Source organism: Planococcus faecalis, from assembly GCF_002009235.1.
GTDB classification, from domain to species: Bacteria; Bacillota; Bacilli; order Bacillales_A; family Planococcaceae; genus Planococcus; species Planococcus kocurii.
This window is the reverse complement of sequence record NZ_CP019401.1, coordinates 1881730-1907216: the sequence shown is the minus strand read 5'-3', so window position 1 is coordinate 1907216 and position 25487 is coordinate 1881730. Positions and strand designations below refer to the sequence as shown.

At 37.9% G+C, this 25487-nt stretch carries 27 protein-coding genes; 17 read left to right on the top strand and 10 right to left on the bottom strand.

Features of this window, described 5'->3' with window-relative positions; genetic code table 11:
- Window positions 1-25 precede the first annotated feature (25 nt).
- The gene (locus AJGP001_RS09545) at window positions 26-520 is read left to right on the top strand and encodes a GNAT family N-acetyltransferase (protein ID WP_078080463.1); all 495 of its coding nucleotides are present in this window, start codon (window positions 26-28) and stop codon (window positions 518-520) included.
- Window positions 521-582: 62 nt separating this feature from the next.
- On the opposite strand, the gene AJGP001_RS09540 is transcribed toward AJGP001_RS09545, so the two are convergent.
- Window positions 583-945, bottom strand: a complete 363-nt coding sequence (locus AJGP001_RS09540) for a winged helix-turn-helix transcriptional regulator (protein ID WP_071154702.1) — start codon at window positions 943-945, stop codon at window positions 583-585.
- A gap of 118 nt (window positions 946-1063) precedes the next feature.
- On the opposite strand from AJGP001_RS09540, the gene AJGP001_RS17520 reads away from it, so the two are divergent.
- The 4 genes from AJGP001_RS17520 (at window position 1064) to gshAB (ending at window position 5856) form a co-directional block, all read left to right on the top strand.
- A complete protein-coding gene (locus AJGP001_RS17520; protein ID WP_169835267.1) occupies window positions 1064-1240 on the top strand; it encodes a hypothetical protein in 177 nt (58 codons plus the stop codon).
- Window positions 1241-1358: 118 nt separating this feature from the next.
- A complete protein-coding gene (locus AJGP001_RS09535) occupies window positions 1359-2474 on the top strand; it encodes an S-(hydroxymethyl)glutathione dehydrogenase/class III alcohol dehydrogenase (RefSeq protein WP_078080462.1) in 1116 nt (371 codons plus the stop codon).
- A 4-nt stretch (window positions 2475-2478) separates the two neighbouring features.
- The gene (fghA, locus tag AJGP001_RS09530; protein ID WP_058385176.1) at window positions 2479-3312 is read left to right on the top strand and encodes an S-formylglutathione hydrolase; all 834 of its coding nucleotides are present in this window, start codon (window positions 2479-2481) and stop codon (window positions 3310-3312) included.
- Window positions 3313-3597: 285 nt separating this feature from the next.
- Window positions 3598-5856 carry a bifunctional glutamate--cysteine ligase GshA/glutathione synthetase GshB gene (gene gshAB, locus AJGP001_RS09525; RefSeq protein ID WP_078080461.1) on the top strand — a complete coding sequence of 753 codons (2259 nt, stop codon included), beginning with the start codon at window positions 3598-3600 and terminating at the stop codon, window positions 5854-5856.
- Between the two features lie 88 nt (window positions 5857-5944).
- On the opposite strand, the gene AJGP001_RS09520 is transcribed toward gshAB, so the two are convergent.
- Window positions 5945-6205 (bottom strand): hypothetical protein, encoded by a 261-nt coding sequence (locus tag AJGP001_RS09520; protein ID WP_071154600.1) that lies wholly within the window; start codon window positions 6203-6205, stop codon window positions 5945-5947.
- A 142-nt stretch (window positions 6206-6347) separates the two neighbouring features.
- Window positions 6348-6857, bottom strand: a complete 510-nt coding sequence (locus tag AJGP001_RS09515; RefSeq protein WP_071154599.1) for a plastocyanin/azurin family copper-binding protein — start codon at window positions 6855-6857, stop codon at window positions 6348-6350.
- Between the two features lie 380 nt (window positions 6858-7237).
- Between AJGP001_RS09515 and AJGP001_RS09510 the strand changes: the two genes are divergently transcribed.
- Window positions 7238-8596 (top strand): copper amine oxidase, encoded by a 1359-nt coding sequence (locus AJGP001_RS09510; protein ID WP_071154598.1) that lies wholly within the window; start codon window positions 7238-7240, stop codon window positions 8594-8596.
- A 435-nt stretch (window positions 8597-9031) separates the two neighbouring features.
- On the opposite strand, the gene AJGP001_RS09505 is transcribed toward AJGP001_RS09510, so the two are convergent.
- The 5 genes from AJGP001_RS09505 to trxA all read right to left on the bottom strand — a co-directional run bounded on the left by AJGP001_RS09505 (window position 9032) and on the right by trxA (window position 13087).
- Window positions 9032-9832: an SDR family NAD(P)-dependent oxidoreductase gene (locus AJGP001_RS09505; protein ID WP_058385181.1), complete on the bottom strand. Its 801-nt coding sequence runs from the start codon at window positions 9830-9832 to the stop codon at window positions 9032-9034.
- Between the two features lie 11 nt (window positions 9833-9843).
- On the bottom strand, window positions 9844-10284 hold the full coding sequence (locus AJGP001_RS09500) for a MarR family winged helix-turn-helix transcriptional regulator (RefSeq protein WP_071154597.1): 441 nt from the start codon (window positions 10282-10284) through the stop codon (window positions 9844-9846).
- 261 nt (window positions 10285-10545) lie between these two features.
- Window positions 10546-11508, bottom strand: coding sequence for a LacI family DNA-binding transcriptional regulator (locus tag AJGP001_RS09495; protein WP_078080460.1), 963 nt, complete (start codon window positions 11506-11508; stop codon window positions 10546-10548).
- A 513-nt stretch (window positions 11509-12021) separates the two neighbouring features.
- Window positions 12022-12669 (bottom strand): peroxiredoxin-like family protein, encoded by a 648-nt coding sequence (locus AJGP001_RS09485; RefSeq protein WP_071154595.1) that lies wholly within the window; start codon window positions 12667-12669, stop codon window positions 12022-12024.
- A 100-nt stretch (window positions 12670-12769) separates the two neighbouring features.
- On the bottom strand, window positions 12770-13087 hold the full coding sequence (gene trxA / locus AJGP001_RS09480) for a thioredoxin (protein ID WP_058385186.1): 318 nt from the start codon (window positions 13085-13087) through the stop codon (window positions 12770-12772).
- Window positions 13088-13213: 126 nt separating this feature from the next.
- Between trxA and AJGP001_RS09475 the strand changes: the two genes are divergently transcribed.
- From AJGP001_RS09475 to AJGP001_RS09455, 5 genes are all read left to right on the top strand, one after another.
- Complete coding sequence (locus AJGP001_RS09475; protein WP_245830155.1) at window positions 13214-13762, top strand: CGNR zinc finger domain-containing protein; 549 nt, start codon at window positions 13214-13216, stop codon at window positions 13760-13762.
- Window positions 13763-14061: 299 nt separating this feature from the next.
- Window positions 14062-14802 (top strand): metal ABC transporter ATP-binding protein, encoded by a 741-nt coding sequence (locus AJGP001_RS09470; protein ID WP_071154593.1) that lies wholly within the window; start codon window positions 14062-14064, stop codon window positions 14800-14802.
- 2 nt (window positions 14803-14804) lie between these two features.
- Entirely contained in the window at window positions 14805-15662 is an 858-nt protein-coding gene (locus AJGP001_RS09465; protein WP_071154592.1) for a metal ABC transporter permease, read from the top strand.
- Between the two features lie 26 nt (window positions 15663-15688).
- Entirely contained in the window at window positions 15689-16627 is a 939-nt protein-coding gene (locus tag AJGP001_RS09460; RefSeq protein WP_143039561.1) for a metal ABC transporter substrate-binding protein, read from the top strand.
- 295 nt (window positions 16628-16922) lie between these two features.
- Window positions 16923-17138 (top strand): hypothetical protein, encoded by a 216-nt coding sequence (locus AJGP001_RS09455; protein WP_058385191.1) that lies wholly within the window; start codon window positions 16923-16925, stop codon window positions 17136-17138.
- Between the two features lie 738 nt (window positions 17139-17876).
- On the opposite strand, the gene AJGP001_RS09445 is transcribed toward AJGP001_RS09455, so the two are convergent.
- On the bottom strand, window positions 17877-18083 hold the full coding sequence (locus AJGP001_RS09445; protein WP_071154589.1) for a helix-turn-helix transcriptional regulator: 207 nt from the start codon (window positions 18081-18083) through the stop codon (window positions 17877-17879).
- A 322-nt stretch (window positions 18084-18405) separates the two neighbouring features.
- On the opposite strand from AJGP001_RS09445, the gene AJGP001_RS09440 reads away from it, so the two are divergent.
- The 6 genes from AJGP001_RS09440 (at window position 18406) to AJGP001_RS09415 (ending at window position 24552) form a co-directional block, all read left to right on the top strand.
- Window positions 18406-19788 carry a M1 family metallopeptidase gene (locus AJGP001_RS09440; RefSeq protein ID WP_078080459.1) on the top strand — a complete coding sequence of 461 codons (1383 nt, stop codon included), beginning with the start codon at window positions 18406-18408 and terminating at the stop codon, window positions 19786-19788.
- A gap of 186 nt (window positions 19789-19974) precedes the next feature.
- A complete protein-coding gene (locus AJGP001_RS09435; RefSeq protein ID WP_078080458.1) occupies window positions 19975-21168 on the top strand; it encodes a YhgE/Pip domain-containing protein in 1194 nt (397 codons plus the stop codon).
- Window positions 21169-21213: 45 nt separating this feature from the next.
- Complete coding sequence (locus AJGP001_RS09430) at window positions 21214-21753, top strand: PadR family transcriptional regulator (RefSeq protein WP_071154588.1); 540 nt, start codon at window positions 21214-21216, stop codon at window positions 21751-21753.
- Window positions 21754-22124: 371 nt separating this feature from the next.
- Window positions 22125-22532: an HIT family protein gene (locus AJGP001_RS09425; protein WP_071154587.1), complete on the top strand. Its 408-nt coding sequence runs from the start codon at window positions 22125-22127 to the stop codon at window positions 22530-22532.
- A 217-nt stretch (window positions 22533-22749) separates the two neighbouring features.
- Window positions 22750-24051, top strand: coding sequence for an MFS transporter (locus tag AJGP001_RS09420; protein WP_071154586.1), 1302 nt, complete (start codon window positions 22750-22752; stop codon window positions 24049-24051).
- A 48-nt stretch (window positions 24052-24099) separates the two neighbouring features.
- Window positions 24100-24552 (top strand): GNAT family N-acetyltransferase, encoded by a 453-nt coding sequence (locus tag AJGP001_RS09415; RefSeq protein ID WP_071154585.1) that lies wholly within the window; start codon window positions 24100-24102, stop codon window positions 24550-24552.
- Window positions 24553-24630: 78 nt separating this feature from the next.
- Here the strand turns inward: AJGP001_RS09415 and AJGP001_RS09410 are convergent, their stop codons facing one another.
- The gene (locus AJGP001_RS09410; protein ID WP_071154584.1) at window positions 24631-25152 is read right to left on the bottom strand and encodes a GNAT family N-acetyltransferase; all 522 of its coding nucleotides are present in this window, start codon (window positions 25150-25152) and stop codon (window positions 24631-24633) included.
- Window positions 25153-25487 lie beyond the last annotated feature (335 nt).

Below are 25487 nucleotides of genomic sequence, written 5' to 3'. Positions count from 1 at the left end.
ATAGTAGGAAGGAGGGAAATCGAAAGTGCCATACATTCAGACAAGTAGATTGACCTTAATCACATTTACTGTGGCAATGATGAAAGCCGCAATTTCTAATAAGGCTGATCTGGAAAAGATCACAACATACCGAGTAGCTGACGGCTACCCGATGACTGCTTACAAAGAAATCATCCCATATAAAATAAAACAATTTAGCGAATATCCACACGAAAATAAATGGGAAGGCATACTTGTACATAATCAGACGCGAACCATTATAGGAGATATGGGTTTTCGGTACCGAGACGGCAAGCAAGATGAATTGGAACTAGGCTATAGCATCGTCCCGAGTTATCAAGGCCATGGCTATGCAACCGAAATGGCACAAGCTTTAGTAGCATGGGGGAAAACGCAGTCAGGTATCAACAGAATAATTGCCAGTTGCGATTACGACAACTTTGCATCTATTCGTGTGCTAGAAAAAGCTGGATTGAGAAGAGTTGAGAAAAAGGATAGTAAAATTTATTGGTCAACTTGAAAGGGATAAAAAATAAACCTTCATTGACTGATACGCAGTCAATGAAGGTTTAGACAAAGTGTTTATTCGACTGGAATTTTAGTGGCTTCTTTTCTGACAAAGTCACTAAATTCGTCGCCCCAATTACAAATAGATGTAACTACAGGCTCTAGACGAAGACCGATATCACTCAATTGATACTCTACTCTAGGTGGCACAACCGGATAAACAAAACGAGTTATGATTTGGTCTTCTTCTAATTCTCTTAGTTGCCTAATTAACATGCGCTGATTGGCTTGGGGAAGTTTTTTCTGTATTTCACTCAGTCGTAGTGGAGAATCATGTAATAGACACCAGATAACAGCTATTTTCCAACGGCCGCCAATAGCTGACAATGCCAAATCTTTTCCAGAGAAATAGGTTTTTTCTTTATAATGAATTTCCAAGTGTTCTCACTCCTTTATGTTTATACTAACCTGTAATGACAAAAAAGTCAGTACTGTTCAAAAGGACTTTGGTAAAAGATAAGTCTCGGCTAAAAAACAGGAGAAAGAGGGAGATGGCATGAATAAAAGAGCGGCGATTGCATTTAGATCAGAAAAAGTCCTTAATATGAAAAAGTGTGAAACTGAAAAATTAAAAACAAAAAAGTCATTATCAAATAATGACACTGATGAAACAATAGCTGAAGTTGACTGGAAGATTATTGGACTTAGACATTTCTTTTTGTATCTCGCTTAAACATTTGCAAAAGGAGTAGCCGTGTATAGTGACAAAATCGTCAGTATTGTTTAAAGGATTTTTGTATGTAATGATAGATACATAGTATAAAACAAACAAAAAGAAAGAAGGCATAAATATGAAAAGTAGAGCAGCAGTCGCGTTTAAAGCAGGAGAACCTCTTCAACTCGTTGAAATCGATGTAGAAGAACCAAAAGCAAAAGAAGTCATGGTAAAAATACTCTATACATCGGTTTGTCATACGGATGCGTTTACGTTATCAGGCAATGACCCAGAAGGCGTTTTTCCAGCTGTTTTAGGACATGAAGGCGGCGGTGTCGTGGTATCTGTCGGAGAAGGTGTAACGTCTGTAAAACCAGGAGATCACGTGATTCCACTTTACACAGCGGAATGTGGCGAGTGTAAATTCTGCTTGTCAGGTAAAACAAACTTGTGTAGTGCAGTGCGCGAAACACAAGGTAAAGGCTTAATGACAGACGGCACAACGCGTTTTTCTTATAACGGAGAGCCGGTTTATCATTACATGGGCACGAGCACATTTAGTGAATACACGGTTGTGAACGAAGTGAGCTTAGCAAAAGTGGATGAAGATGCTCCATTAGATAAAGTTTGCTTGCTTGGTTGTGGTGTTACGACAGGCATGGGCGCAGTGAAAAATACGGCGAAAGTTGAAGAAGGTGCTGTAGCGGCAGTCTTTGGAGTAGGCGCAATTGGGCTAGCGGTCGTTCAAGGATTGGTAAAAGCAAATGCCAGCCGTATTATTGTGATCGACTTGAACGAAGATAAATTTGAACTAGCGAAGAAAATGGGTGCGACTGATTTTATTAACCCGTCGAAATTCGATAAGCCGATTCAAGAAGTAATTGTTGAAATGACCGATGGCGGCGTTGATTATAGCTTTGAGTGTATCGGAAACGTTGAGGTTATGCGTTCAGCTCTTGAATGTTGTCATAAAGGCTGGGGCGAAAGCATTATCTTAGGTGTCGCAGGTGCGGGCAAAGAAATTAGCACACGTCCATTCCAATTGGTGACAGGACGCGTATGGCGTGGATCGGCATTTGGTGGTGTTAAAGGACGTACGGAATTGCCTGGCATGGTCAAAGACTTTATGAACGGGGACATTGATTTGGATTCGTTTATCACGCATCACTTAGCATTCCAAGAGATAAACGAAGCATTTGAACTTTTGCATAAAGGTGAGTCGATTCGTACGATTTTAACTTATGGAGAGTGATACAATGAATCTTAAAAATGTTGAAACAAAAATAGCTTTTGACGGGGAACAACGTAAATACAGTCATTTTTCGGAAGCCTTGCAATGTGATATGACATTTAGCATTTACTTACCAACCAATAATGAAAAGAAAGAAATTCCTCTTATCTGGTGGCTATCAGGCTTGACGTGCACAGATGATAATTTTAGTCAAAAAAGTGGTTTTCAACGATTGGCTGAAATACACCAAGTAGCGGTTATAATTCCAGATACGTCACCGCGCGGAGAAGCTGTTGCAGATGACGCTGCTTATGACCTTGGACAAGGTGCAGGCTTTTATGTAGATGCTACTGAACAACCATGGTCAGAGCATTATAAAATGTATACGTACATTACAGAAGAGTTAGCTGAAATTGCGTCTACACTGGTCCCTCGTTTTTCAGGCAAAGAAAGCATCATGGGCCACTCCATGGGCGGTCATGGAGCCTTAGTCATTGGGATGAAAAATGCACAACGTTTTAAAGCAATTTCTGCTTTTTCCCCTATTTTGAGTCCAAGCCAAGTACCATGGGGAATAAAAGCTTTTTCAACTTATTTAGGCAAAGATAAAGCAACTTGGTTAGAGTGGGATGCGACAGAATTAGTAAAAACAACTCATGCACCACCTATCCTGATTTCTCAAGGAACTCAAGATTCGTTTTATCCAGAACAATTGGAAGAGACAGCTTTCTTAAAAAATGCTAAAGAAAATAACCAATTGGTGGAGTACACGAAAAACGCTGGTTATGATCATAGTTATTTTTTTATCTCCACTTTCTTGGATGATCATTTCGCCTTCCATATGAAGAACTTAAAATGATTCTCATTTTAAAATAAGATGTAAAATGGGACATGCCTACATTGCAGTTAAATGTGGGGATGTCCTATTGTTTTTAGTTCATTTTTAAAAAATTGCAAAGCAGATTGAACTTAAGAAACACTAGATGTAAGATTTTCTGCGACCAAGCCTAGTATGACGATACAAAAACAAATATGCGTTATAATCAAAACAGGATTGATGCTATTTGCTATTGCTATTTCAATGTATAGTTTGAAAATAACAACAAGTTCGGAAAAAATATGTTAACTAAGAGGTAGAGAATATATGGATATGAAAAAAATGTTAGTCAATGAACGTGTAAAACCATATTTGTCAAAAGCTCGTTACGGTGTTGAAAAAGAAGGTCAACGGGTTGATTTGACGGGGATGTTGGTTCACACAAACCATCCTGAAAATATAGCGATGAGCGATGACCATCCTTATATCAAACGTGATTTTGCGGAGACACAGATGGAATTGGTTACACCGGTTACGGATTCACTAAAAGAACTTTTTGATTACTTAACAGCTATTCATGAAGTGGCTTATCGGTCGATGGATGAAAACGAAATGCTTTGGCCACTAAGTATGCCACCGGAATTACCAAAAGACGAAAAAGATATTATTATTGCAAAATTAGCTGACGATGAAGGTGTTCAATACCGTCAATCATTAGCCCATTCTTATGGTCGTCGCAAGCAAATGATTAGTGGTATTCACTATAACTTTGAATTTAGTGATGAATTGCTCCAAGCTTTGTTTAAGGCGCAGTCTGAAATCATAGCTTTTCCTCATTTTAAAACTGAAGTTTATATGAAAATTACTCGAAACTATTTGCACTATAGATGGCTAATTACCTATTTGTATGGGGCCTCTCCTAGCAGTGAAAAGAATTTCTTTGACAATGATTCTTTAGATGAGCCAGTGAGAAGCATTCGAAGTAGCAAATACGGTTATACAAATCGAAACAATGTGCAAGTATCCTATAGTAGTTTAAAAACCTATATAGCTGATATTTCTTTAATGATTGAAAAGGGAATACTCAGTGAAGAAAAAGAGTTTTACTCGGCTGTCCGTTTAAGAGGTGGAAGTCAAGTTGCAGATTTAGAAGAACGCGGCATTGGATATATCGAATTAAGAAACATCGATATTAATCCTTTTGACAAAAATGGAATTAGCTATGAACAAGCAGAGTTTCTGCATCTGTTCTTGATTTATATGTTATGGAAAGATGAAGAGATGGATTGTGACGAATGGGTTAAAAAAGGAGAACTTTATAGCGAAGCAGTGGCACTTGAACACCCATTGGCAATTACACAATTTAAAGCAGAAGCTGAAACTATCGTTGATGAAATAGAGCAATTGACACAATTGCTAGGATTAGCTGTTTCTGAAGGCTTATTTGCTAATTTTAGAGAAATGTTACAAGACCCAAGTAAAACTTTAGCAGGAAAGCTTTTTGAAAAAAGTAAAGACAGCAGTCAAGGTCAAGTAGCCACGTGCATTGCGAAAGAATATCATGAAACTGCATGGGAAAAACCATACCAATTAACTTCATTTACAGATATGGAATTGTCCACTCAATTTTTAATATTTGATGCAATGCAGCAAGGAATTCAAGTGGAAATTGTAGACCGTCAAGATCAATTTTTAAAACTGAAGCTGAATAATCATATTGAATATGTCAAGAATGGCAATATGACCAGTAAAGACAGCTATATTGCGACTTTAATTATGGAAAACAAAACCGTAACGAAGAAAATTCTTCAGCAGCAGGGATTCCATGTTCCAGCAGGTGAAGAATTTAACGACATTGAACAAGCTTTACAAGCCTTTGAGTTATTTTCCACTAAAGCTTTTGTCGTAAAGCCGAAATCGACAAATTATGGTTTGGGAATTTCGATTTTCAAAGAAGGGGCAAGCTATGAGGATTATCAAAAATCTCTTACACTGGCCTTTGAAGAAGATTCTTCTGTGTTAATAGAAGAGTTTCTTAACGGAACAGAATACCGATTTTTTATCATGAATGACGAAGTACAAGCCGTTATGTCAAGAATTCCAGCAAATGTCGTCGGGGATGGTAAACACACGGTTGAAGAATTAGTAGCTCAAAAAAACCAGGATCCACTGAGAGGCAGAGATCACCGAACACCGTTAGAAAAGATTCAATTAGGCGAGTTAGAAGTGTTAATGCTTAAAGGGCAAGGAAAGAAATTGGATTCAATTCCAAAAAAAGACGAAATCCTCTATTTGCGCGAGAACTCAAATGTGAGCACAGGCGGCGATTCAATTGATGTTACCGACCAAATTTCAGATGACTATAAAAAGATAGCTGTAGATGCAGTAGCTGCTCTTGGAGCTAAGATTAGTGGCATTGATTTAATTATTGAAAGTATTGAAGTTCCAGCGTCGGCTAACAATGCTTATGGAATTATTGAAGCGAACTTCAATCCCTCTATGTATATGCATATTTTCCCGTACAAAGGAAAATCGCGCCGCGTGACAATGAAGTTGATACGTTATTTATTTCCGGAGCTTGTGTAAGTTGATAGAGATCGAACTAAAAAAGATGACGTCGGCGTTTTTGCCGGCGTCATCTTTTTTGATTTAATCCTTATGAGAAACTGGAATTTCAGCATTCACTAATCTTTTTTTCATTAGTGGCATTAAAAAACGATTTATTTAATTCATTTATTGTTTGGTCAAATAATCGTTGCCTTGCTTCTAGGCGATAAAAATGCCGCCAATAGACAAATACTTCCTTGGCTATCCCAATTTTTTTGGAGCCTTCTACAGCATTTAGGTTCTTGACTACACAAACTTCGTACATCAAGTCTTTTAATGGTTTTTTGTATTCACTTTCAATTGCATTTTTAAAGTGTCTGTATTTCATTAGAAACCTCCTCATTCATAGTGACCTTGGATATGGTGAAGGGACATCCATTTATTTAAGGAATTATGAAAAACTAGCACAGGCAATAGCTTAATATTGCCTGTGCTAGTGTATTGAAATTCATTTGCTAAAAGATATTATCTTATTTAAATGCAACATTGTGCTGAACTTGATCTTGGTTGGTCCATTCAATCGTTGTTCCAGGAGCAACAGTAATGGTTTCTTCGCCAAATGCATAATCTGCAATATCGACTTCTATTTTATCCATAGCTTCAGCACCTTCTTCAACAATCACGGTCATTTGCATAACAGGATGCGGTTCACAGAATATCGAAAATTCACCTGCTTCGTTAAACACAAAGCTCGTCTTGTCTCCATTTGATAATAAATCAGAAGCGGTACCACTTTTTGCTTCAGGTGAGCTTTCTTCTACGGGTTCAGCCTCTGTTGTTTCTTCAGCTGGTTCCTCTTCTTCAACAACTTCTTCCGCAGGCTCTTCTTCTACTTCTTCAGTAGTAGTTTCTTCTGCGGTACTTCCTTGTTCCTCAACTGCCGGTTCAGCCTTTTCGTTACCCGACGTTTGTTCTTCCCCACAAGCTGCTAATGACAAGATTGATGCAGCGAGAATAAACCCGAATTTTTTGTTAATCATTTTAGTTCCTCCTCGTTTTTTGTTCTTGCCTATAAAACGCAGTAAGGGGAGAATTAGATTACTTTTTTTGAAAAAAGATTTTTCCTTCTATATAAATGTGCAGAAAAGTCAATTGCTCATTTTGGGCGTAGAGCTAGTGCTTGATTCAACCACTATCACACAACAAAGTAGTTGCAATAGCTTAATGAAAAGAAAATAGATTGAAATCGTCACTAATTATATGTGAATAAGCAAAAATCTTTTCTTGTATGTAGGTTGATTAAGCCTGTCTCTAATAAATGTTAATTCAATCTTTTTAAAAATAAAGTGATCTAAAAAAATGCCCTTTGCGTTATGTCTGTATAACGAAAAAAAAACAAGAAAAAGGGAGCGATTTTAGTATGAAATTAAACAAATTACTGTTAGCCCTACCACTTAGCCTAGCGTTGCTTGTACCAACAGCAGCACTTGCCGACAGCCACGGCGGTCATTCAACAAGCGAAACTGCAACAGAAGTAAGCACGACAACACCTGCGGCGGAACTGCGCATCGCACTGGATACGACCTTAACAGAGCACGCATTTCTAGCAGTTGAAGCGATGCGTAAAGGCGTCGACGGGGCAGAAGATTTTGATCAAGCAGCAGGGGCCTTACTGGCAAACGCTGACGACTTGTCTGCAGCCGTTGGTTCAGTTTACGGGGAAGAAGGCGCCGCACAGTTTGACGAAGTATGGAAGTCGCACATCGGCTATTTCGTCGATTACGTGACAGCAACCGCTGAAGACAACCAAGAAGGCAAAGATCAAGCGTTAGCGGAACTGGAAACTTACAAAGTCGAACAATCGAAATTCTTTGATACCGCCACAGGCGGACTCTTGCCAGCAGCGGCGGTTCAAGAAGGATTGGACATGCACGTCGATCAGTTGATCATGGCGTTTGACGCGTATGTAGCGGGCGATTTTGAAAAAGCTTACTCACTTGAGCGCGAATCGATTCAACACATGAGCATGTTCGCCGAAAGCCTGTCTGTAGCGATCACGACGCAATTCCCGGATAAATTTGACAACACCAGTGCCGATACACCGGCCATTGATTTGCGTGCCACACTCAACACAACGTTCACTGAACACGCAGGACTTGCGGTTATGGCGATGCAAGACGGCGCGGACGGCGCCGAAAGTTTTGACCAAGCAGCAGGGGCACTTCTTGCGAACGCAGATGACTTAAGTGCAGCCGTAGGATCGGTTTACGGCGACGAAGCCGGTGCACAATTTGAAGAAACATGGAAGTCGCACATTGGTTACTTTGTGGATTACGTAACAGCAACCGGTGAAGGCAACAAAGAAGGGCAAGAACAAGCACGTGCCGAGCTTGATCAGTACATCGTAGACCAAGCAGCCTTCTTAGACGCAGCAACAGAAAGTCGCGTTCCTGCAGCAGCACTGGAAGAAGGTTTAACTGCTCACGTTGGGCAACTACTGGCGGCATTTGATTCGTATGTAGCGGGTGATTATGACGCAGCGTACAGCTCGATTCGCGAGGCGTATGCACACATGCAAATGCCAGCAGCGGGCTTGTCTGCAGCGATTGTCGATCAATTCCCAGACCAATTCGGCGCGACTGAAATGCCAGCCGAAATGCCGAAAACAGGCATGGGTGGTATGTCTGATACCGGATCATTCCCATTCATGTGGGTACTGGCCGGCTTAATGTTAGCGGCATTGACGACCGTAGTCGCAGTTCGTACACGCAAGCAATAAGCGTTAGTTTAAACGGAAAAGGGACTGTCTCCTAAGTCTCTACAATAAAACAGACGGAGAAAAGGGTGTCCCTTTTCTCCGTCTGTTTTTTTAAATCGCGACCTGTAATCTCGGATTTGCTGTGTGCTCTTTTGAATTTATTAGAATTAATTGTCGGGAATGCCCAATTGCCTTTAGTAGGACCGAAGATATTTTCTAAGTCAGTTTTACGTCATTTTTTTAGATTCAAAGGGGCTGAACTCAAAAGGTTGCTTGTCATATCCATTTGTCATAGTCCCTTTTTTCCAAATCAAGTGGTATTAAAGTCAATAGACAGCCATGATTTTAACCGGCCAATAATGACTGTCACACAAAAACTCTTCCATGTAGTATGTAGGGAATTCCTACAACAGCATAGAAGAGTTTTTATGTATCTGTTTCTAACAAGTTATTTTCTTAAGCTTGTTCTGAGAAAGCTTTAAAGTCCGGCACAGTTGGATTTGCGATATAATGTCCGCCTTCGACTTGGATTGTTTGTCCTGTAATAAATTTAGATTCATCAGAGGCAAGGAAAAGAGCTGTATAACCGATATCGTCTGCTTCGCCATGGTAAGGAAGGGCATTGTATTTTTCGAAAATAGATAATACTTCAGGAGTTAAGTTATTTTTTGCAGCAGGTGTCAAAATTAGTCCTGGAGCAATCGCGTTGCATCGAATATTGTCTTTGCCGTATTGTGCAGCTGTGTATTTCGTTAAATTGACAACAGCTGCTTTTGAAGCACCATAAGCAGAACGAATAACATCTCCTGTAAATCCGGACATGGAAGCGGTATTGATAATCGAGCCGCCTCCAGCTTTAATCATATGGGGAATGGCGAATCGAGCACCTAACAGCACGCTTTTCAAGTTTACATTCATAAGTCGGTCCCATTCATCCAAGTCAATGTTGACGACATCTAAATCTTTTTGAAGATTTGTCAAACCGACGTTATTAAATAATACGGTAATTGTTCCGTACTGTTTTACTGTAAAGTCAACGGCTTCTTTGATGGAATCTTCTTTCGATGCATCTAAAAAGATACTCGAAGCCTCTCCGCCTTCTTCGTTAATTTTAGCGGCAGCCTCTTTTGCGCCAGCTGTATTAAAATCAGCAATGACTACTTTTGCCCCTTCTTTTGCTAAAAGACTAGCTGTTGAAAGACCGATGCCAGAAGCTCCTCCTGTTATTAATGCTACTTTTCCATGAACTCGTTTCATAGTTAACGCTCCTATCGATTACTTTTTTTGGTTTTCAAACTTTTTAATAATTTTTCGTTAATAGATAAGTATTGAGCAATCTCTTCTTCATCCAATACTTGGAACATTTCGATGTGCTGTCGTTTCCCTAACCTTTGCGCTTCTTGAAGCAATAAAGATCCTTTTGGTGTAACTTTCAGTAAAACTTGTCGGCGATCACTGTCATTAAATGTCCGAATGGCCAGTTCAAGTTTCACAAGTTTGGATGCAATATTTGTCATGGCACCACCAGTAAAGCCAAGTAAATCTGCTAGTTTCATTTGGTTTTGCGGGCCGTTTCGTTCTAATTCGCTTAAAACCAATATAGGAGAAACACCTATATTATGAGGGAAAATATCATTCCAATCAACGATTGCTCTGTTCGTGATCGCTTCTACTGTGTGGATAAGTTTAAATAAATTTTCTGTCTCCAATTCGTTTCACGCTCCAATTCTAATTTTCTGTTTGAAAAAAAGATGCACAGAAACCACGTATCGTTATGTGTATTGATTGAATTTTTAGCTCATAAGAGGGATTACTCACAAAAAATACTTTAACACTAAAGTATTTAATATTAAAGTAATTAGATTGCGATTTTGAGTAGATAGTGCAAATGATTATAAATTGTTAACTTTGTGGCTATGCTAAGGATGACTAGAGTGTGCGTCAAGACTTTGATTCGTCTACCATTATCATTAAACGGTTTTTCGTTCAATCATTTTTACAAATAACTCATCATGATGAACTTGTCGATGATTGATAGCTTGCAGCAATAGATTTTTTCCTATTTCTACTAATGGGATTTCAAGAGTGGTTATGTTCATGACTTGTGCAATGGGCTGATTGTCAAAACTTAGGATGGCCAATTGATCTGGTACCGATATGTCCTCTTCCGTACAACAAACCAATATTCCAGCAGCTACTTGATCGTTAGTAACGATCAAAGCTGTAGGAGGACTGTGCATACCAATCAGTCGCTGTATTACGGTTTGTCCATCTTCAAAGTATAAGCAATCATAAAATACATAGTCGGGAACAAACGGCTCATTTATTTTTTTGAGAAAATCTTCATAAGCTTTTTCTCTATATCTACTATTAGACCCTGAATTCCGCGCTAAACAGTAACCAATTTTTTTATGCCCTTTGCTATGCAAATAATTCAGTGCTTGAGAAAAGCTTTTGTAATGATCAACGAAAGTAGAAGACATATTTTTTTCTCTGCTATCTTCACACAGGGTAATGGGACCGTATTTAGTATAGTCATCTACCACGCTAAATGGAGAATTTCGAGAACAAATGATTAACGCATCGATTTGCTTATGCTTCAGCATTTCCAACGCTTCGATTTCTCTTGTTTCTTCGTAATTTGTTTGAAAAAGAACTAATTTATAATTATTTTTAACCGCTTCATTGGCTATTCCTTCAACCAATAAACCAAAATAGGGATGATTTACAAAAGGGACAATCACACCAATTAGCATGGTTTTGCCTTTACTTAAATGTACAGCATTTAAGTTTCGTTGATAATTGGATGCTTTCATAGCCTGTTCGACTGCATTCCGTTTATTTTCACTAACATACGGATGATTGTTTAATACGCGGGAGACTGTCGCTACTGAAACTCCTGCCATTCGAGCGAGTTCTTTAATATTTGCCACGATGATCACTCCTATTTAAAGTTTATTTCTGTGCTTGCTCTGAAACCCGTTTCATAGGCTATGCTTAACGAAACAGGGGAGGGCGGTATTAAAATGTCCATATTAATAGGGTTGGCAAGTTTATGTATGATGTGTATGTTTGTTGTTATTTTTGCATCATTTCCTATTTCTGAATACACGAAAAAAAAGCGAACAACATTAAATGCTGTAGGTGATAATAGGGATCATTATGGATTTTTGTTTATTGTTTATGACGAGTCGACTAATACTCCTAAAATATAAAAGAAATAAGTTTTTTCTAAGTGAGTGATGAAAAATAATTAGTCATTTCAGTATAACCTCGTTAGACGTATTTTGGCTTTCAGTTCTGTTAAGCTGATTATAACTGTGAATGTTTTTTACAGAAAGTTAACTATTTTTATATCAAGAGTAGCTAATTCAAAAAAACTTCAAAATTAAAAGAGCAATCCAAACATCAATACTGATGTTTGGATTGCTCTTTCTATTGCTAGGTTAGTTAATTTTTTTTAATTCTTGTAGTACATCTGAAGGTTCAACACGGTCTTTATAATCTGATTTTGTGTATTCATAAGCGATTGTACCATCTGTCTGAATGATATAAGTTGCAGATACAGGAAGTGTCCAAGTATCATCTCCGTTGTGTTTAGCTACATCTAGACCGATAGCTTTATAAAGCTCAACTAGGTATTCTGGCAATTGGTAAACCAAATTAAATTGGTTTGCTACGGTATTGCCTTCATCGCTTACTACCAAGTACTCTAAATCGTGCTTTTCTTGAATAGACATGGACTGGTCTGGTGTTTGCGGGCTAATGGCAATTAGCTCAGCGCCTTGGTCGTGAATTTCTCCAATGATCTGCTGGTAAGCGCGTAGCTCCATGTTGCAATACGGACACCAATTCCCGCGATAAAACGTTAACACGACAGGACCTTTTTTTAGCTGCTCGTATAGTTCAACCGTTTCGCCTGCGGCATTAGGTAAGTTAAAGTTTGGTGCTTGTTCGCCTGTTCTTAATCCTTTTCCTTCGTTCGATGCTTCTAATTCTTCAATCGCATGTTGCATTTTTACTTGAACTTCTTTTGGCTTGTTGGCTTTAAATTTTTCGATATATTCATTAATTTCTTGTGTCATCGTTGTCATAAATTACATCTTCCTTTCATTTAACTAGTTGAATTGCTAGGATGCACGCCGGTATAAGTGCATATCAACAGTGAATAGAATGATAGCAAAAATGTTCTTATTAAGAAATGTGTTTTTGGGCGATTGAAAGAATTTCTTCTTTTGGCTGGAAGCCAACTGATTTCTCCATCAATTCTCCATCTTTAAAGAAAAGAAGTGTCGGAATGCTCATAACGCCATATTTTTGTGCTGTTTCTTGATTATTATCAACATCTAATTGAACGACGCTTATTCGGTTATGTTGGTCCTCATTAATTTCTTCTAATGCAGGAGCGATCATCTTACAGGGGGCACACCAAGCTGCGCCGAGTTCGGCAATGACAAACCCTTTTTCGGTTGCTTGAACAAATGTTGAATCCGTAACGTCTTTAATCGACATAGTATCTCTCCTCTTCTTATTTTATAACCACTTAATTATCTTCTTGTGGTTAGAATTAAACTTTACGGTATGATAGTATGTAAGTCAATCAATCAGTTTTAAGGAGTGTTCCGAATGGAGAACAATATGGAAACAAAATATTCTTTCGTAAGTCAGTATCTTTTCATTAATTTTTTAAATACGATCAATATCAAAAAAATTACAGCGATAGACTTTCTTGAAGAAAAAAGAGGCATAGATGACTGGCTAGCATTTTTGGAAAGTCAGGAAGTACTAAATCTGCAGCAAGTAGAAAAACTTAAAAGCTCGCCAGTTGAAGCTAAAGAGCTGAAAGTTTTTCGCGATCAGTGGAGAAATTATTTCTCCACTGATCAAAGAGACAAAAGTTCTTTGAACTCTTTGGTAGCATATACAACAAAAGTTCCTTTGTATTTTAACAAAGCATGTGAGCCTATTCCGAGTAAAGGCGGAACAGAAGGATTGTTAGCGCTCTTGTCGTATGACATGCTGCTGGCATTACAAAACGGAGTTTTCGAAAAAATAAAGAAATGCCAGAGTTCGCTTTGCTATGCTTTTTTTGTAGACATAAGCGGAAAACGTAAATGGTGTTCGATGGAAATTTGTGGGAATCGAGAAAAAGCAAGGAGACATTACTCGAAAAAAATCAAAGAATGATTTCATAGACTGTGTCATAAGTTTCTAAAATAAGATTGGTAGAGAAAAGGTTTGATTTTTCTCTACCAATTTTTACGTTCTATAAAGTTTGAATGAAAGAGACAAAAAGCAAATAGCTTCCTTCATTCAATGTTTTTCTGACGGCTATGCTTAACACTCTATATTTTCACTACATTGAAAATATAGGCATACACAAGCTTTTCCTATTTACAATCTTACACAAAAAGTATAAAATAAAGAAAAGTTTCCTATAGGAAAAATATTTCACAACGGAAAATAAATGGCGGAGGGGAAGTAAAATGGTTCCTGCAGTTAAAGTAGAAAATATCCAGGTCTCTTATTTTGGCAGACCAGCAATTGAAGCAATTGATTTGACGCTTGAACAAGGAAAAGTCTTAGGAATTATTGGTCCTAACGGCGCGGGTAAATCAACGCTATTAAAAGCATTATTAAATCTTGTCTCCATTGATCAAGGTAGTATTGAAATATTTGGAGAGACATTAAAGGAAAATCGCAAGCGAATCGCATATGTACCTCAAAGAAATCAGTATGACTGGGATTTTCCAATTCATGTTCTTGATACTGTATTGATTGGCACTTATCCGAATTTGGGCATATTCAAGCGTCCAAAGAAAAAAGACAAGGAATGGGCTTATGAATGCCTGAAAAAAGTGGGAATGGAAGAGTTTTCTAATCGTCAAATAGGCGAATTATCCGGTGGGCAGCAACAGCGTGTCTTTCTTGCCAGAGCACTTGCGCAAAAAGCAGACATTTTCTTTTTGGACGAGCCATTTGTCGGAATTGATGTCTCTAGTGAAGAAATGATCGTTAAACTCTTGAAAGACTTACGCGATCAAGGCAAAACAGTAGTAGTCGTTCACCACGATTTAAGTAAAGCAAACGAATACTTTGATGAGTTGTTGTTATTGAACAAACAAGTCATTCAATTTGGTAACCCACAGCAAGTATTGCGTCCAGAAGTTATGCGCAAAGCGTATGAAAGTGAATTATCTTTTCTATTTGAAGTTGGGGTGAACTAATTATGGCTTTTATTGAAGGATTGATTGAATATGACTTTTTGCAAAAAGCATTGCTTACATCGATTATGGTCGGTGTCATTTGCGGAGTCATCGGTTGTTTTATCATCTTAAGAGGAATGGCGCTTATGGGGGATGCTATTTCACATGCTGTTTTACCAGGAGTGGCAATCTCTTACGCACTTGGCATCAGCTTTTTCTTTGGTGCCGTGTTTACAGGCGTATTAACAGCGATTGGTATCGGTTTTGTTAGTCAAAATAGCCGAATCAAACAAGATACGTCAATCGGCATAGTATTTTCTGCAGCATTTGCACTAGGTGTTATTCTCATAACGGTGCTTGAAAGCAGTACAGATTTGTACCATATCTTATTTGGTAACGTATTGGCTGTACGGCCTTCAGATATGTGGATTACGTTAGGTACAGGGTTGGTTGTACTGGTTTCTGTTTTTGTTTTTTACAAAGAACTTCTTGTGACGTCTTTTGACGAAACAATGGCACAAGTATACGGACTACCAGTGAGACTGATTCATTACTTTTTAATGACCTTACTGACGATGGTTACAGTTGCTTCACTTCAGACCGTGGGTATTATCCTCGTAGTTGCCATGCTGATTACACCTGCAGCAACAGCTTATCTCCTGACCGATCGTTTATCGACAATGATTTTCTTATCGGCTTCAATCGGAGCAAGTGCAGCTGTAATTGGTTTGTATTTCAGTTTTACTTACAATTTGGCCTCAGGTGCAACGATAGTGCTTGCCGCGACAGCTCTTTTCATCGTAGCTTTTCTTTTTTCACCAAAACAGGGAATTTTATGGCGGAAAATAAGCACAATGAAAAAAAGACAACTAGCTAATTAAACTTGTAAAGAAAAAGGAGAATGTTTATGCGTAACAGTACTAAGTTTTTTATGATAAGTATCGTTTTGCTGTTTATTTTAGCTGGATGTTCAAACAATGACAGCAGTAATGAAAAGACCAATCATGATAAGTTACAGGTCGTAACGACGTACTCTATCCTTTACGACATTGTTAAAAATGTAGGCGGTGACAAAATCGAATTACACAGCTTAGCACCGATTGGCTCTAACCCTCATGAATACGAAACATTGCCATTAGATGCGCAAAAAGCAACAGATGCTGATGTGGTTTTCTACAACGGATTAAATTTAGAAGCTGGCAATTCATGGTTCGAAAAATTAATGGATACCGCTGGTAAAAGTGGCGAATCAGCACCTGTTTATAAGATGAGTAAAGGTGTTGAACCTATGTTTTTAACAACTGAAGGAAAAGAAGGGGAAGAAGATCCTCACGCATGGTTAGACCTGCAAAATGGGATTAAATATGCAGAAAATGCAAGAGATGCATTGATTGAAGTAGATCCAGAGAACGCAGAAGAATACAAAAAAAACGCAGAAGAATACACTAGTCAATTGGAAGTACTTCACCAGGAAGCTCTTGATCAATACAGCAAAATTCCAAAAGAAAAACGCGTTTTTGTAACAAGTGAAGGAGCGTTTAAATATTTTAGTAAAGCCTATGATTTCCAAGCAGAATATATTTGGGAGATCAATCAAGAAAACCAAGGGACACCGTCACAAATTACACAAGTTGTAGACAAAATAAATGATCAACAAATTCAAGGATTGTTTTTAGAAACAAGTATTGATGCCCGCAGCATGGAAACAGTCGCAAGAGAAACCGGTATGGACATTAAAGGAAAAGTCTTTACGGATTCAATTGGTAAGCCAGGAGAAGATGGCGATACGTATATCAAAATGATGCAGTGGAATATTGATACAATTTTATCAGGATTGATCGACTGATTTGTGAGAAGCGATTTGCAAGTATCCAAAAAGCCGACAAACGTCGGCTTTTTTTAAGAAGGTAACACATGGTTAATAACATGGAAATATGGAGGTGTTTCGTCAAGATAGCGACAACAAGTGAACCGTAAAAATCTTGCGGTTCATAAGAAAGCTAAGCTTACAACTACATTTTTTATAAATAGTGAGCAGCTCGTGTTATACTAAAGAACTTAAGGCAGCTAAGCTTTTTGCTCGTAATTGAACGGATGCCAAAAAGCCTCCGCTTACCGATAGAATATGGAGGTGTAACAAAATGAACAAACGATGGACCTTTAAAGAAATTAAAGCATTTGTCGAGAAAAATTCGGACAGTAAATTACTGTCGACTGAATACCACGGATTTTCTCAAAAGCTACTGTTCAAATGCGCATGTGGCAATAACTTCGAAAAAACATTTACGAAATTCAATACAAAAAACCAACGTAAATGTGACGTGTGCCAACCACCAAAAGCGCCACGTGGCGAATAATGAATTAAAAACACTGATTTCTGTTTAAAGAAATCAGTGTTTTTTAATAGAGAATTTAGTTGTTCCGAACGTGAATTTGATACCGTGTGTTGGTAAAGGTAAGATAATGACAATCGTAAAAATACTAAAAGCTATGATGAATCTGAGACAATCGAATAAAATAACAGTAGGATTACTGCTCTGACTAAAAGAGAATGCATTGTAAGGTAGGTTTTGTATAAACCACCGAGCATGACACGTTTTCTCCATCAGCGGAAATTTTTAGTGATTTTTTAGTGTAATTTTTGTCGTTAATTGAGGGAAGTTGACGCTCTGAATACATTTTCTGTGTAAGACCAGGGAGTATGAAAGACAGTGAAGCGCCCATAAACACTAAAGCGATACCTGTCACAAGCATCTAAAAAGATTGAGCAGTTATAGCAGTTGCACTTAAAGATGCTAAACCGATCAACGTGGCAAGCTTAGAACAAAGACGGGCATCTAAATACTGTCTGTACATACGTCCTTCCGCAGCATCTTCTTCATCTCCAGTAAACTTTTGATTGGTAAGAGACAAAATACTGAAATAACGATATAGTAAAAAAAGTCAGTAGTGCTGCGAGTGTTAGAAGAATGGTATTGCCAATAAATGCATAGCCAGACAAATCAATAAGAAAATCGGCTTCCAGCAAAACTAGCATTCCGAAAAATCCAACTAACGCTCCAATAATCAATTGACCACTTGTTTAAACAGATTCCTCATGCTAATTCCTCCTCGTCGAATTGAAAAATCTCTTGAACCGGTTTATCAAAAATACGCGCAATTTTCGTTGCAACGAGCAATGAAGGCATAAATTCTTCGCATTCGATCAAGCTGACGGTTTGGCGCGAAGTCTTTGTGCATTTTGCCAATTCTGTTTGGTTTATCCCTACATTCGTGCTTAACTCTTTTAATCTTGTTTTCATGTCTACACCTCTTTAAAGCTAAAGTGCAAACGATATGTTTCAGAAATGACAAGTATGTTAGTCAGAAAGAATAGCTAGTCTTTAGAGTTTTTTGGTAAGAATGATTAAATGAAAACAAAGAAATTCTATATCACCTGTATTCTTGAAATAAGGTACAATCAAATTAGCCTAGGACGTGAAAGGATTTTCTGGTTCCCTCAAGTTAAATCCAATTCCAAATGAGACATTTTGCATGTTCTATTAAATGGCACTAAATCTTATTTTAGCGGCTTAAACTGGTTGACTAGCTATCCATTAAAATAGTAGAAATGAGAGATGTATAATGAAGGTAAAAGGATGGGGTATAGCCTTACTTATAGGCATCGTAATTATTGGGGGAATCCTGGTCATTGCTCTTCGTGAAGATGACAATATGGTGATAACTGAGCCTTATGAGGATACTACTAATGCAGTTTATAACTTAAAAGTGAAGTTGAGTCCTAAAGACGACTTTCACATTGAGGCTTCAATTGATGTTACAAATGATTCGGCTGAATCGTGGTCAGATATCGGCTTTTATTTAATACCCAATGCGATGAATTCTAATGAAACAAACGTTTATGAAGGTGACGAAGCGGTTATTGCGATTTCTTCGGTTGTGGTTAATGGTAAAGAAGCGGCGTATGCACTTGATAACAACGAGTTAATGGTCGAGCTAGAAAAAGCTTTAAATACGGACGATTTAGTAAACGTAACAGTCGACTATTCGATGACTTTACCTAAAGGCGGTATGCGCTTGTCTCAAGTAGACGATAATTTTTACTTAGCACATTGGTATCCGATGCTCGGGCAGTACCGAAATGGTTGGAACATCGAAGATTACAATTCAAACGGCGAATCTTACAACACGGATTATGGCGACTTTACAGTAAACTATGCTTTACCGAAGGACTATTTAGTTGCAACTTCCGCAAATGATGGGGAAATCCAACCTACATCAAAAGGGACGGTAACAGGTGAAAACATTAAAGATTTTTATATGGCTATTATGAATCCTGATGAATGGCAAGCAGAAACTGTACAAGCTAACGACACGACGCTTCGTGTATTTACACCGGCGTCACAAAATATGCTAGAAGAAACTTCTTCACTTGCAGTTGACGCTTATGAATATTTTGAAGAAAAAATAGGCGATAATCCTTTTGATGAACTCGATATTATTGGAAACGATGGCTACATGGAATACCCAAACATTATTGAAGTGGCAGCAGATCAGCAATCTCAGGAGTCAGTTTTAGTGCATGAAATTGCGCATCAATGGTTTTATTACCTTGTTACCAATGACCCCTATTATGAATCCTGGTTAGATGAAGGCGTAACAGAATTTAGTAGCTCGTTATTCATCAGTGATCGTTACGATGATGATGAATTTGGATTTTGGGGTGCCTCTTCAGCAGAACAGTATTACCGGCCAGAAAAATATGTCAATTTACCACTTTCTAAGTTTGGTAACGAAACGTATTATTCTACGATCTATGGCAAAGTTCCAATGGTGCTAAAAGAATATTTTGATGAGAACGGTGGAAGAGAAAGTGCACTTGAATTTCTATCGGCTTATTATGTCGAGTTTCAATTCAAACAAGTAAACACCCAACAATTTAAACTATTTTTTGAAGAATATTTTGAAGGTAATCAAAGTGAATTTTTAAATAATTGGTTGAAATAAAATAGTTAAAGAAGAAATAGGAGCAGCTAGATTTACAGCAGCTCCTATTTTTCTATTTGTAGGTTTATATAACATAGTTATTGACTTTCATTCAAAATAGAATTATGATACAAAGTAGTTGTAAAAAAGTGCTTTTATTAAAGTAGTTTGTTTGAAGTTATTTTGACAGAGAGTAGGATAAGTTAAATGAAATTTGTACAGTTTTTAAAAACAAAAGGCGCAACCGGCGCTATTGTTATGGGGATATTTTACGCCATTGCGATGCTAGGCATCTTCCTGCCAGGCTATTCAGCCATTCCTGCAAATATTGATAAGTTACCAATCGCCATTATTAATGACGACAATGGCGATTATGGTGTAGGAATTGCAGATCAGTTGACAGAAAACCTACCATTTAAAAAAATCGAAACCAATCTAACAAATCAACAGGCTTTAGAGGAGTTAGAACACAACAAAGTCGCGTTAGTTGTGCACATTCCAGAAAAATTTTCTGAAAATCTCCAAATAGGAGAAATAACTTCAACGATTGACTTTACAATCAATGAAGCTGGCGCACAATCAGTTTCTTCTGCGATGAATTCAGTCGTAGCGGAAATTAATAACCAATTGAGTACACAGTTCTCACAGCAAACAGCTCAAAGTGTGTTAATGAATAGTAATGTCCCAGAAGATCAAGCTGCAGCGTTAGCTGAAAAGATTGAAGCAGCTTATGCAGGAAACATCGTAGCAATCAACAAAGTGCCAGATGGTATGAATAATGGTATGTTGCCCATGTTCTTATCAATGGCGTGTTATGTGGGCGCAATGATAGGCGCCATGCAACTAGTTAGTGCATATAGAGAAAATCGAACAAAAGCAAGCAAGACACGATTATTCAGTTATGTTCAACTGACTGCTCTAATCATCGCCGTTCTTTCTACGGTAGTTGCTTTAGGGGTAACGTATGTGATCAATGGACCGAGTGGTAATTTGTTTTTTGAGCTCGCGGGTCAGCAAATTTTAAACTATATGGTGTGTTTTAACTTTGCCGCAATCGTCATTTTCTTAATCGGTGAAGGAGGCATGATTCTAAACTTGCCAATTTTATTTTTTCAAACATTATCAAACGGTGCGATTATGCCCCGCGAAATGATGTACTTGCCTTACGAATGGATGAGTTATATTTCGCCTATGTATTATTCGGTGCAAGCATATACTGCGAATCTATACGGGAATATTAGCACGGCTCCATTTATATGGTCGATGGTGGCTGTTGGTGGAGTAGCTATGCTTATTAACATTTGCATCGTCGCATTTCTTCATAAGCCAGTTGAACTAGAAAACAACAATGCGGATGAGAAAACCAATAAACGGCTCAACCCATCTGAAGTTTCTGTGTAATTTCTGGTACAATTGGAATACGATCTATCTCTAAGGAGTTTTAACATGTCGATTCAAGTCTTTATTTTAAGTAACCTGATGAAAGAAAACAGCTATCCTTATAAATTGAAAAAGCAGTTGTCAGAGCCTATCCCACTGGATCAATTAGGTGGATTGACCGAAAGTAAATTGTATTATCATTTTGAAACTTTAGCCAAAAAAGGATTAATTGAAATCGTTGAAATTATCAAAGAAGAACATCGTCCAGATAAACAAGTGTTTGCGATTACGGCTAAAGGACGCGAAGAGTTACCCAAACTTATTTACAAACTGTTTGAAAACACGGATATCGTCAAAGATATGATAGTGGGCTTAATTAGTTTGCAATATGTCGATAAGAAAAAAGTCGTCGATATATTGGAAAATAACGTCAACGAGATCAAAGAACGCTGGAATCAATTGAGCGGGATGGAAGGAAAAGTCCAAGTAACTGAAGAAGACAAGGAATTACGAAATTTTGTTAGAGGATACATTACGGCAAGAACTGACCATAATGTTCAATGGCTAGAAGAATTAATTAATAAAATCAAGCAAGGTAAGCTGTGATTAATTTAATTAGAGGGAAGGAACTTTTTCAAAGTTCCTTCTTTTTTTATTGCTTTGAAGAGAAATTTTTTAAAGACAATAAATGAAGGGATTATTTGAATAAATGGAGAATATAACCTTAAGTCGAGAGGAGATTTTGTGTTCTCCGATTGTCTGGGAAGAAATTTTAGGTTTTGCAAATAACGTGTGAAATTGCGCAAATAAACGCGAATACTTCCATAAAGCGGTTGGAGTTACCGTGAATTTAGACTTCAAACAAGAGAACAGACTAGCTTTAATCAGCGTTGTCACAATCGTATTAAAAAAAGATTTCGATTGCTGGGAATAACAACTTAGAAAGAAGGTAAGAAGAATTCGAAAGGGGAATTACCATGTCTCATGACGCAGAATGTCCATTTTGCAATCCGAGTAACGATTTTAATCAAAAAATCATCTTTGAAAATAACAGCTGTTACTATTTGCAGCATACAGAGCAACAAGAGGTACTACAAGGAAGTGGTGTAATTGTTCCAAAGCAGCATCGTACCAATACGTTTGATTTAACAAAAGAAGAGTGGAGTGACACATACGAGCTTCTCCAACAAGCCAAAGATTACATGGAAAGTGAACTTTCTCCAGATGGTTACACCCTTGGCTGGAACGTAGGGGAGGCATCAAATCAGTCGATCAAGCACAGTCATCTTCACGTAATCCCTCGGTTTAACGACGAACCACTCGCAGGCAAAGGGTTACGCCATTGGTTGAAACAACCAGAAAATAGAAGAGTTAGGGATAACTAAAGCTTGAGCTATAAAAGGGGATGTTGTGAAGTGATCATCTCAAGCTACGCAGACTGTAATTTTGAGTGCTGCAAAAAGCGTGATTTTCTGCAACCAAACAAAGTGACACCGCAAACAAACGAGAGAATTACGCAAACAACTCTTACTCTTTCGCAAACAAAAACACTTATTTTGATACACCACTTTTAATTCAATATAAAATGATCCATATGAGCTGATGCGACAAGATGCATCAATAGCATCGAAGTTTCTGGAGGGGAAGCAGATTTTAAAACAATGGAAAGTTCCCGCGATCCTACTAGGATCTTTAGGTATTGCCAATATTGGAGATTTCCTCTACTTAGTTGCTATCAATATCATTGTTTATCAGATGACGGGTTCTGCAGCTGCTGTAGCGGGTTTATGGATGGTCAGTCCTTTAGTCAATATCTTGACAAAGTTTTGGACGGGCAGTTTTATAGATTACCGAAGTAAGCGAAAAATCGTGTTGGTGACGATGGTGTTAAGAGCGACTTTTATCGCTATAATTCCTTTTGCACCAAGCCTTTTTGCGATATACGCGATTCTTGTTCTGTTAAGCGTTGCCAAATCATTTTTTGGACCAGCCTCCATGACCTATGTCACAATGCTTGTTCCTCAGCAAAAGCGAAAACGGTTTAATTCACTGCGTTCGTTTACCTCTTCTAGCGCTTTTATTATTGGACCGGCTTTAGGAGGGACACTTATACTACTAACTAATATTTCGGTGACTTTATGGTTAAATGCTGGATTCTTTTTAGTTGCTGCCGTTTTGTTGAGCCTTTTACCGGACACAGAAAAAGTCAAACACGAAAAGATTCCTGCTTTGACTTTTTCACAAGTAGCCAAAGATTTCACTGTCGTTGTTGATTTTATTGGTAGCAGAAAGTACGTTTCTGCAATTTATCTAGGGTTTCTCGTAGTTATGCTATTTTCATTTGCGATGGATGTTCAGGAGGTTGTTTTCACTCAACAAGTAATTGGCCTTTCTGAAATCGAATACAGCTTGTTAATTAGCATTACGGGCATCGGTTCAGTGAGTGGCGCATTATGGCTTTCCTTATTTGCCAATAAAGTTTCGATTCGGGTAATGATGATTATTGGCATGTTGATGATGACAACCGGTTATCTTATTTATGCGTTCTCCTGGTCTTTTGCATCCGTTACTGTCGGCTTTATTATCCTCGGTTTCTTTAATGTGTTCTTGAACGCCGGAATTACGACATTCTATCAAAATAATGTGCCAGTATCTGTGATGGGCAGAGTGACGAGCATCTTTGGACTCATCCAAAGTATTTTGCAACTTTTTTTCATCTTAGTAATTGGTTTACTCGCAGATTTTGTTTCGCTAAAGCTGACAATCGGCTCTCTCGCAATCCTTATGCTGATAACTGCTGTATTGTTCACAATCGCGGTGTTAACTCCGAAATATTCAGATTGGTACGCTGAGGAGGGAAAGAGTCTCGAGAAAGTCAGCCTAGTCAGCAAAAAGCATCAGTAATTAAGTAATAAACTTTAAGAATCAGTAAAATAAAAGGAGAAATAAAAGATGCAAATAGAAACAAAACGACTAAAAATGATACCCAGTGATAGCCATTCGGCGATAATGATAGCTACTCAAAATTATAGAAATGGCCCTCAAATTGCCGATCATATAGAAGCGCTAGCAAACGATTCAACTTTATATGGATGGGGAAGCTGGCTGGTTTTACGAAAATCCGATGACGTGATTCTTGGAGATGCGGGTTTCAAAGGCAAGCCGAACGCTAACCAAGAAGTGGAAATCGGTTATGGATTTCTAGAAACTTTTTGGTGTATGGGTTATGGAACTGAGGCAGTACGAGGTCTTATAGATTGGGCTTTTAGTACGATGACTGTAAAAACCGTAATCGCAGAAACAGACATAGACAATATTGGTTCTATAGGCATATTAGAAAAAGTAGGAATGGAAAAAACAAAAAATGCGAGTGATAGAATCTATTGGCAATTAACGAAGCAATAGCATCAGAACGAGGAAAAGGCCGGAAGCCGATGCTTCCGGTCTTTTCCTATACAACCTCAATTCTTGACTCGTCTTGGCTCAAAGTTTCTCTAATACCTGATCTATGTTCTCCCATTCATAAATCAATTCGTTCAGAACCGTTCCACCAATTTTGAGTTGAACAGTATCGATTAGCTTGGCACCATAATATTCATAGAAAAATCGTGTTTTATTTTCTTCTAATACTTCAACAAAAACTCTTACGTAATCCAGGTGTTTGAAAAACAAGAAAAGGTCTTTCAATAACATTTTTCCAATGCCTTGACCTTGATAGTCTTCAAATAAGTAAATGGAAGTCAAATCGCCAGATCTTTCCACAGTATTGCTTTTTCTCTTTGCAGCCGTAGCAAATCCAATGATGATGCCGTCGCTAGTTTCTGCAACAATTATGTGATTTTCTTTTTCTAAGAGGTTTTCTTCCCACAGCTCTGTCCGTTTTTCATAAGAAAGGCCGTTAAGGAAATCACTTGACATAATTTGTTTGTATGTGGTTCTCCAGCTGTCCACGTGGACTTTTGCAATAGCGGATGCATCCTCTTGTTCTGCTTTGCGTATATGCATGTGCTCACTCCTTTTGTGATTTAATGATTAATTTATTGGAATTGGCTGTCATGTATAAGTTCTATATTTTTAAATAATAGCATATCAATTAATTAATGCGATTTTTCTTTCGAAAAAATTTACAATTGAACAAGAGGTTTAGTATTTTGATCATTTCGACTTCAAAAGACTGGGATTTGAAAATTCCGTAAACAAATAAAAAGATTACGCAAACAGCAGCCTCTTTCTGCAAACAACCTCAACTTTCCCAAATCAATAGCAAAAAAAGTGAAAAAAAATAACCTCTAGAGGAAAAAACTGAAGATTTTCCCTCGCGAGGCCCAATTAAAAGCTAA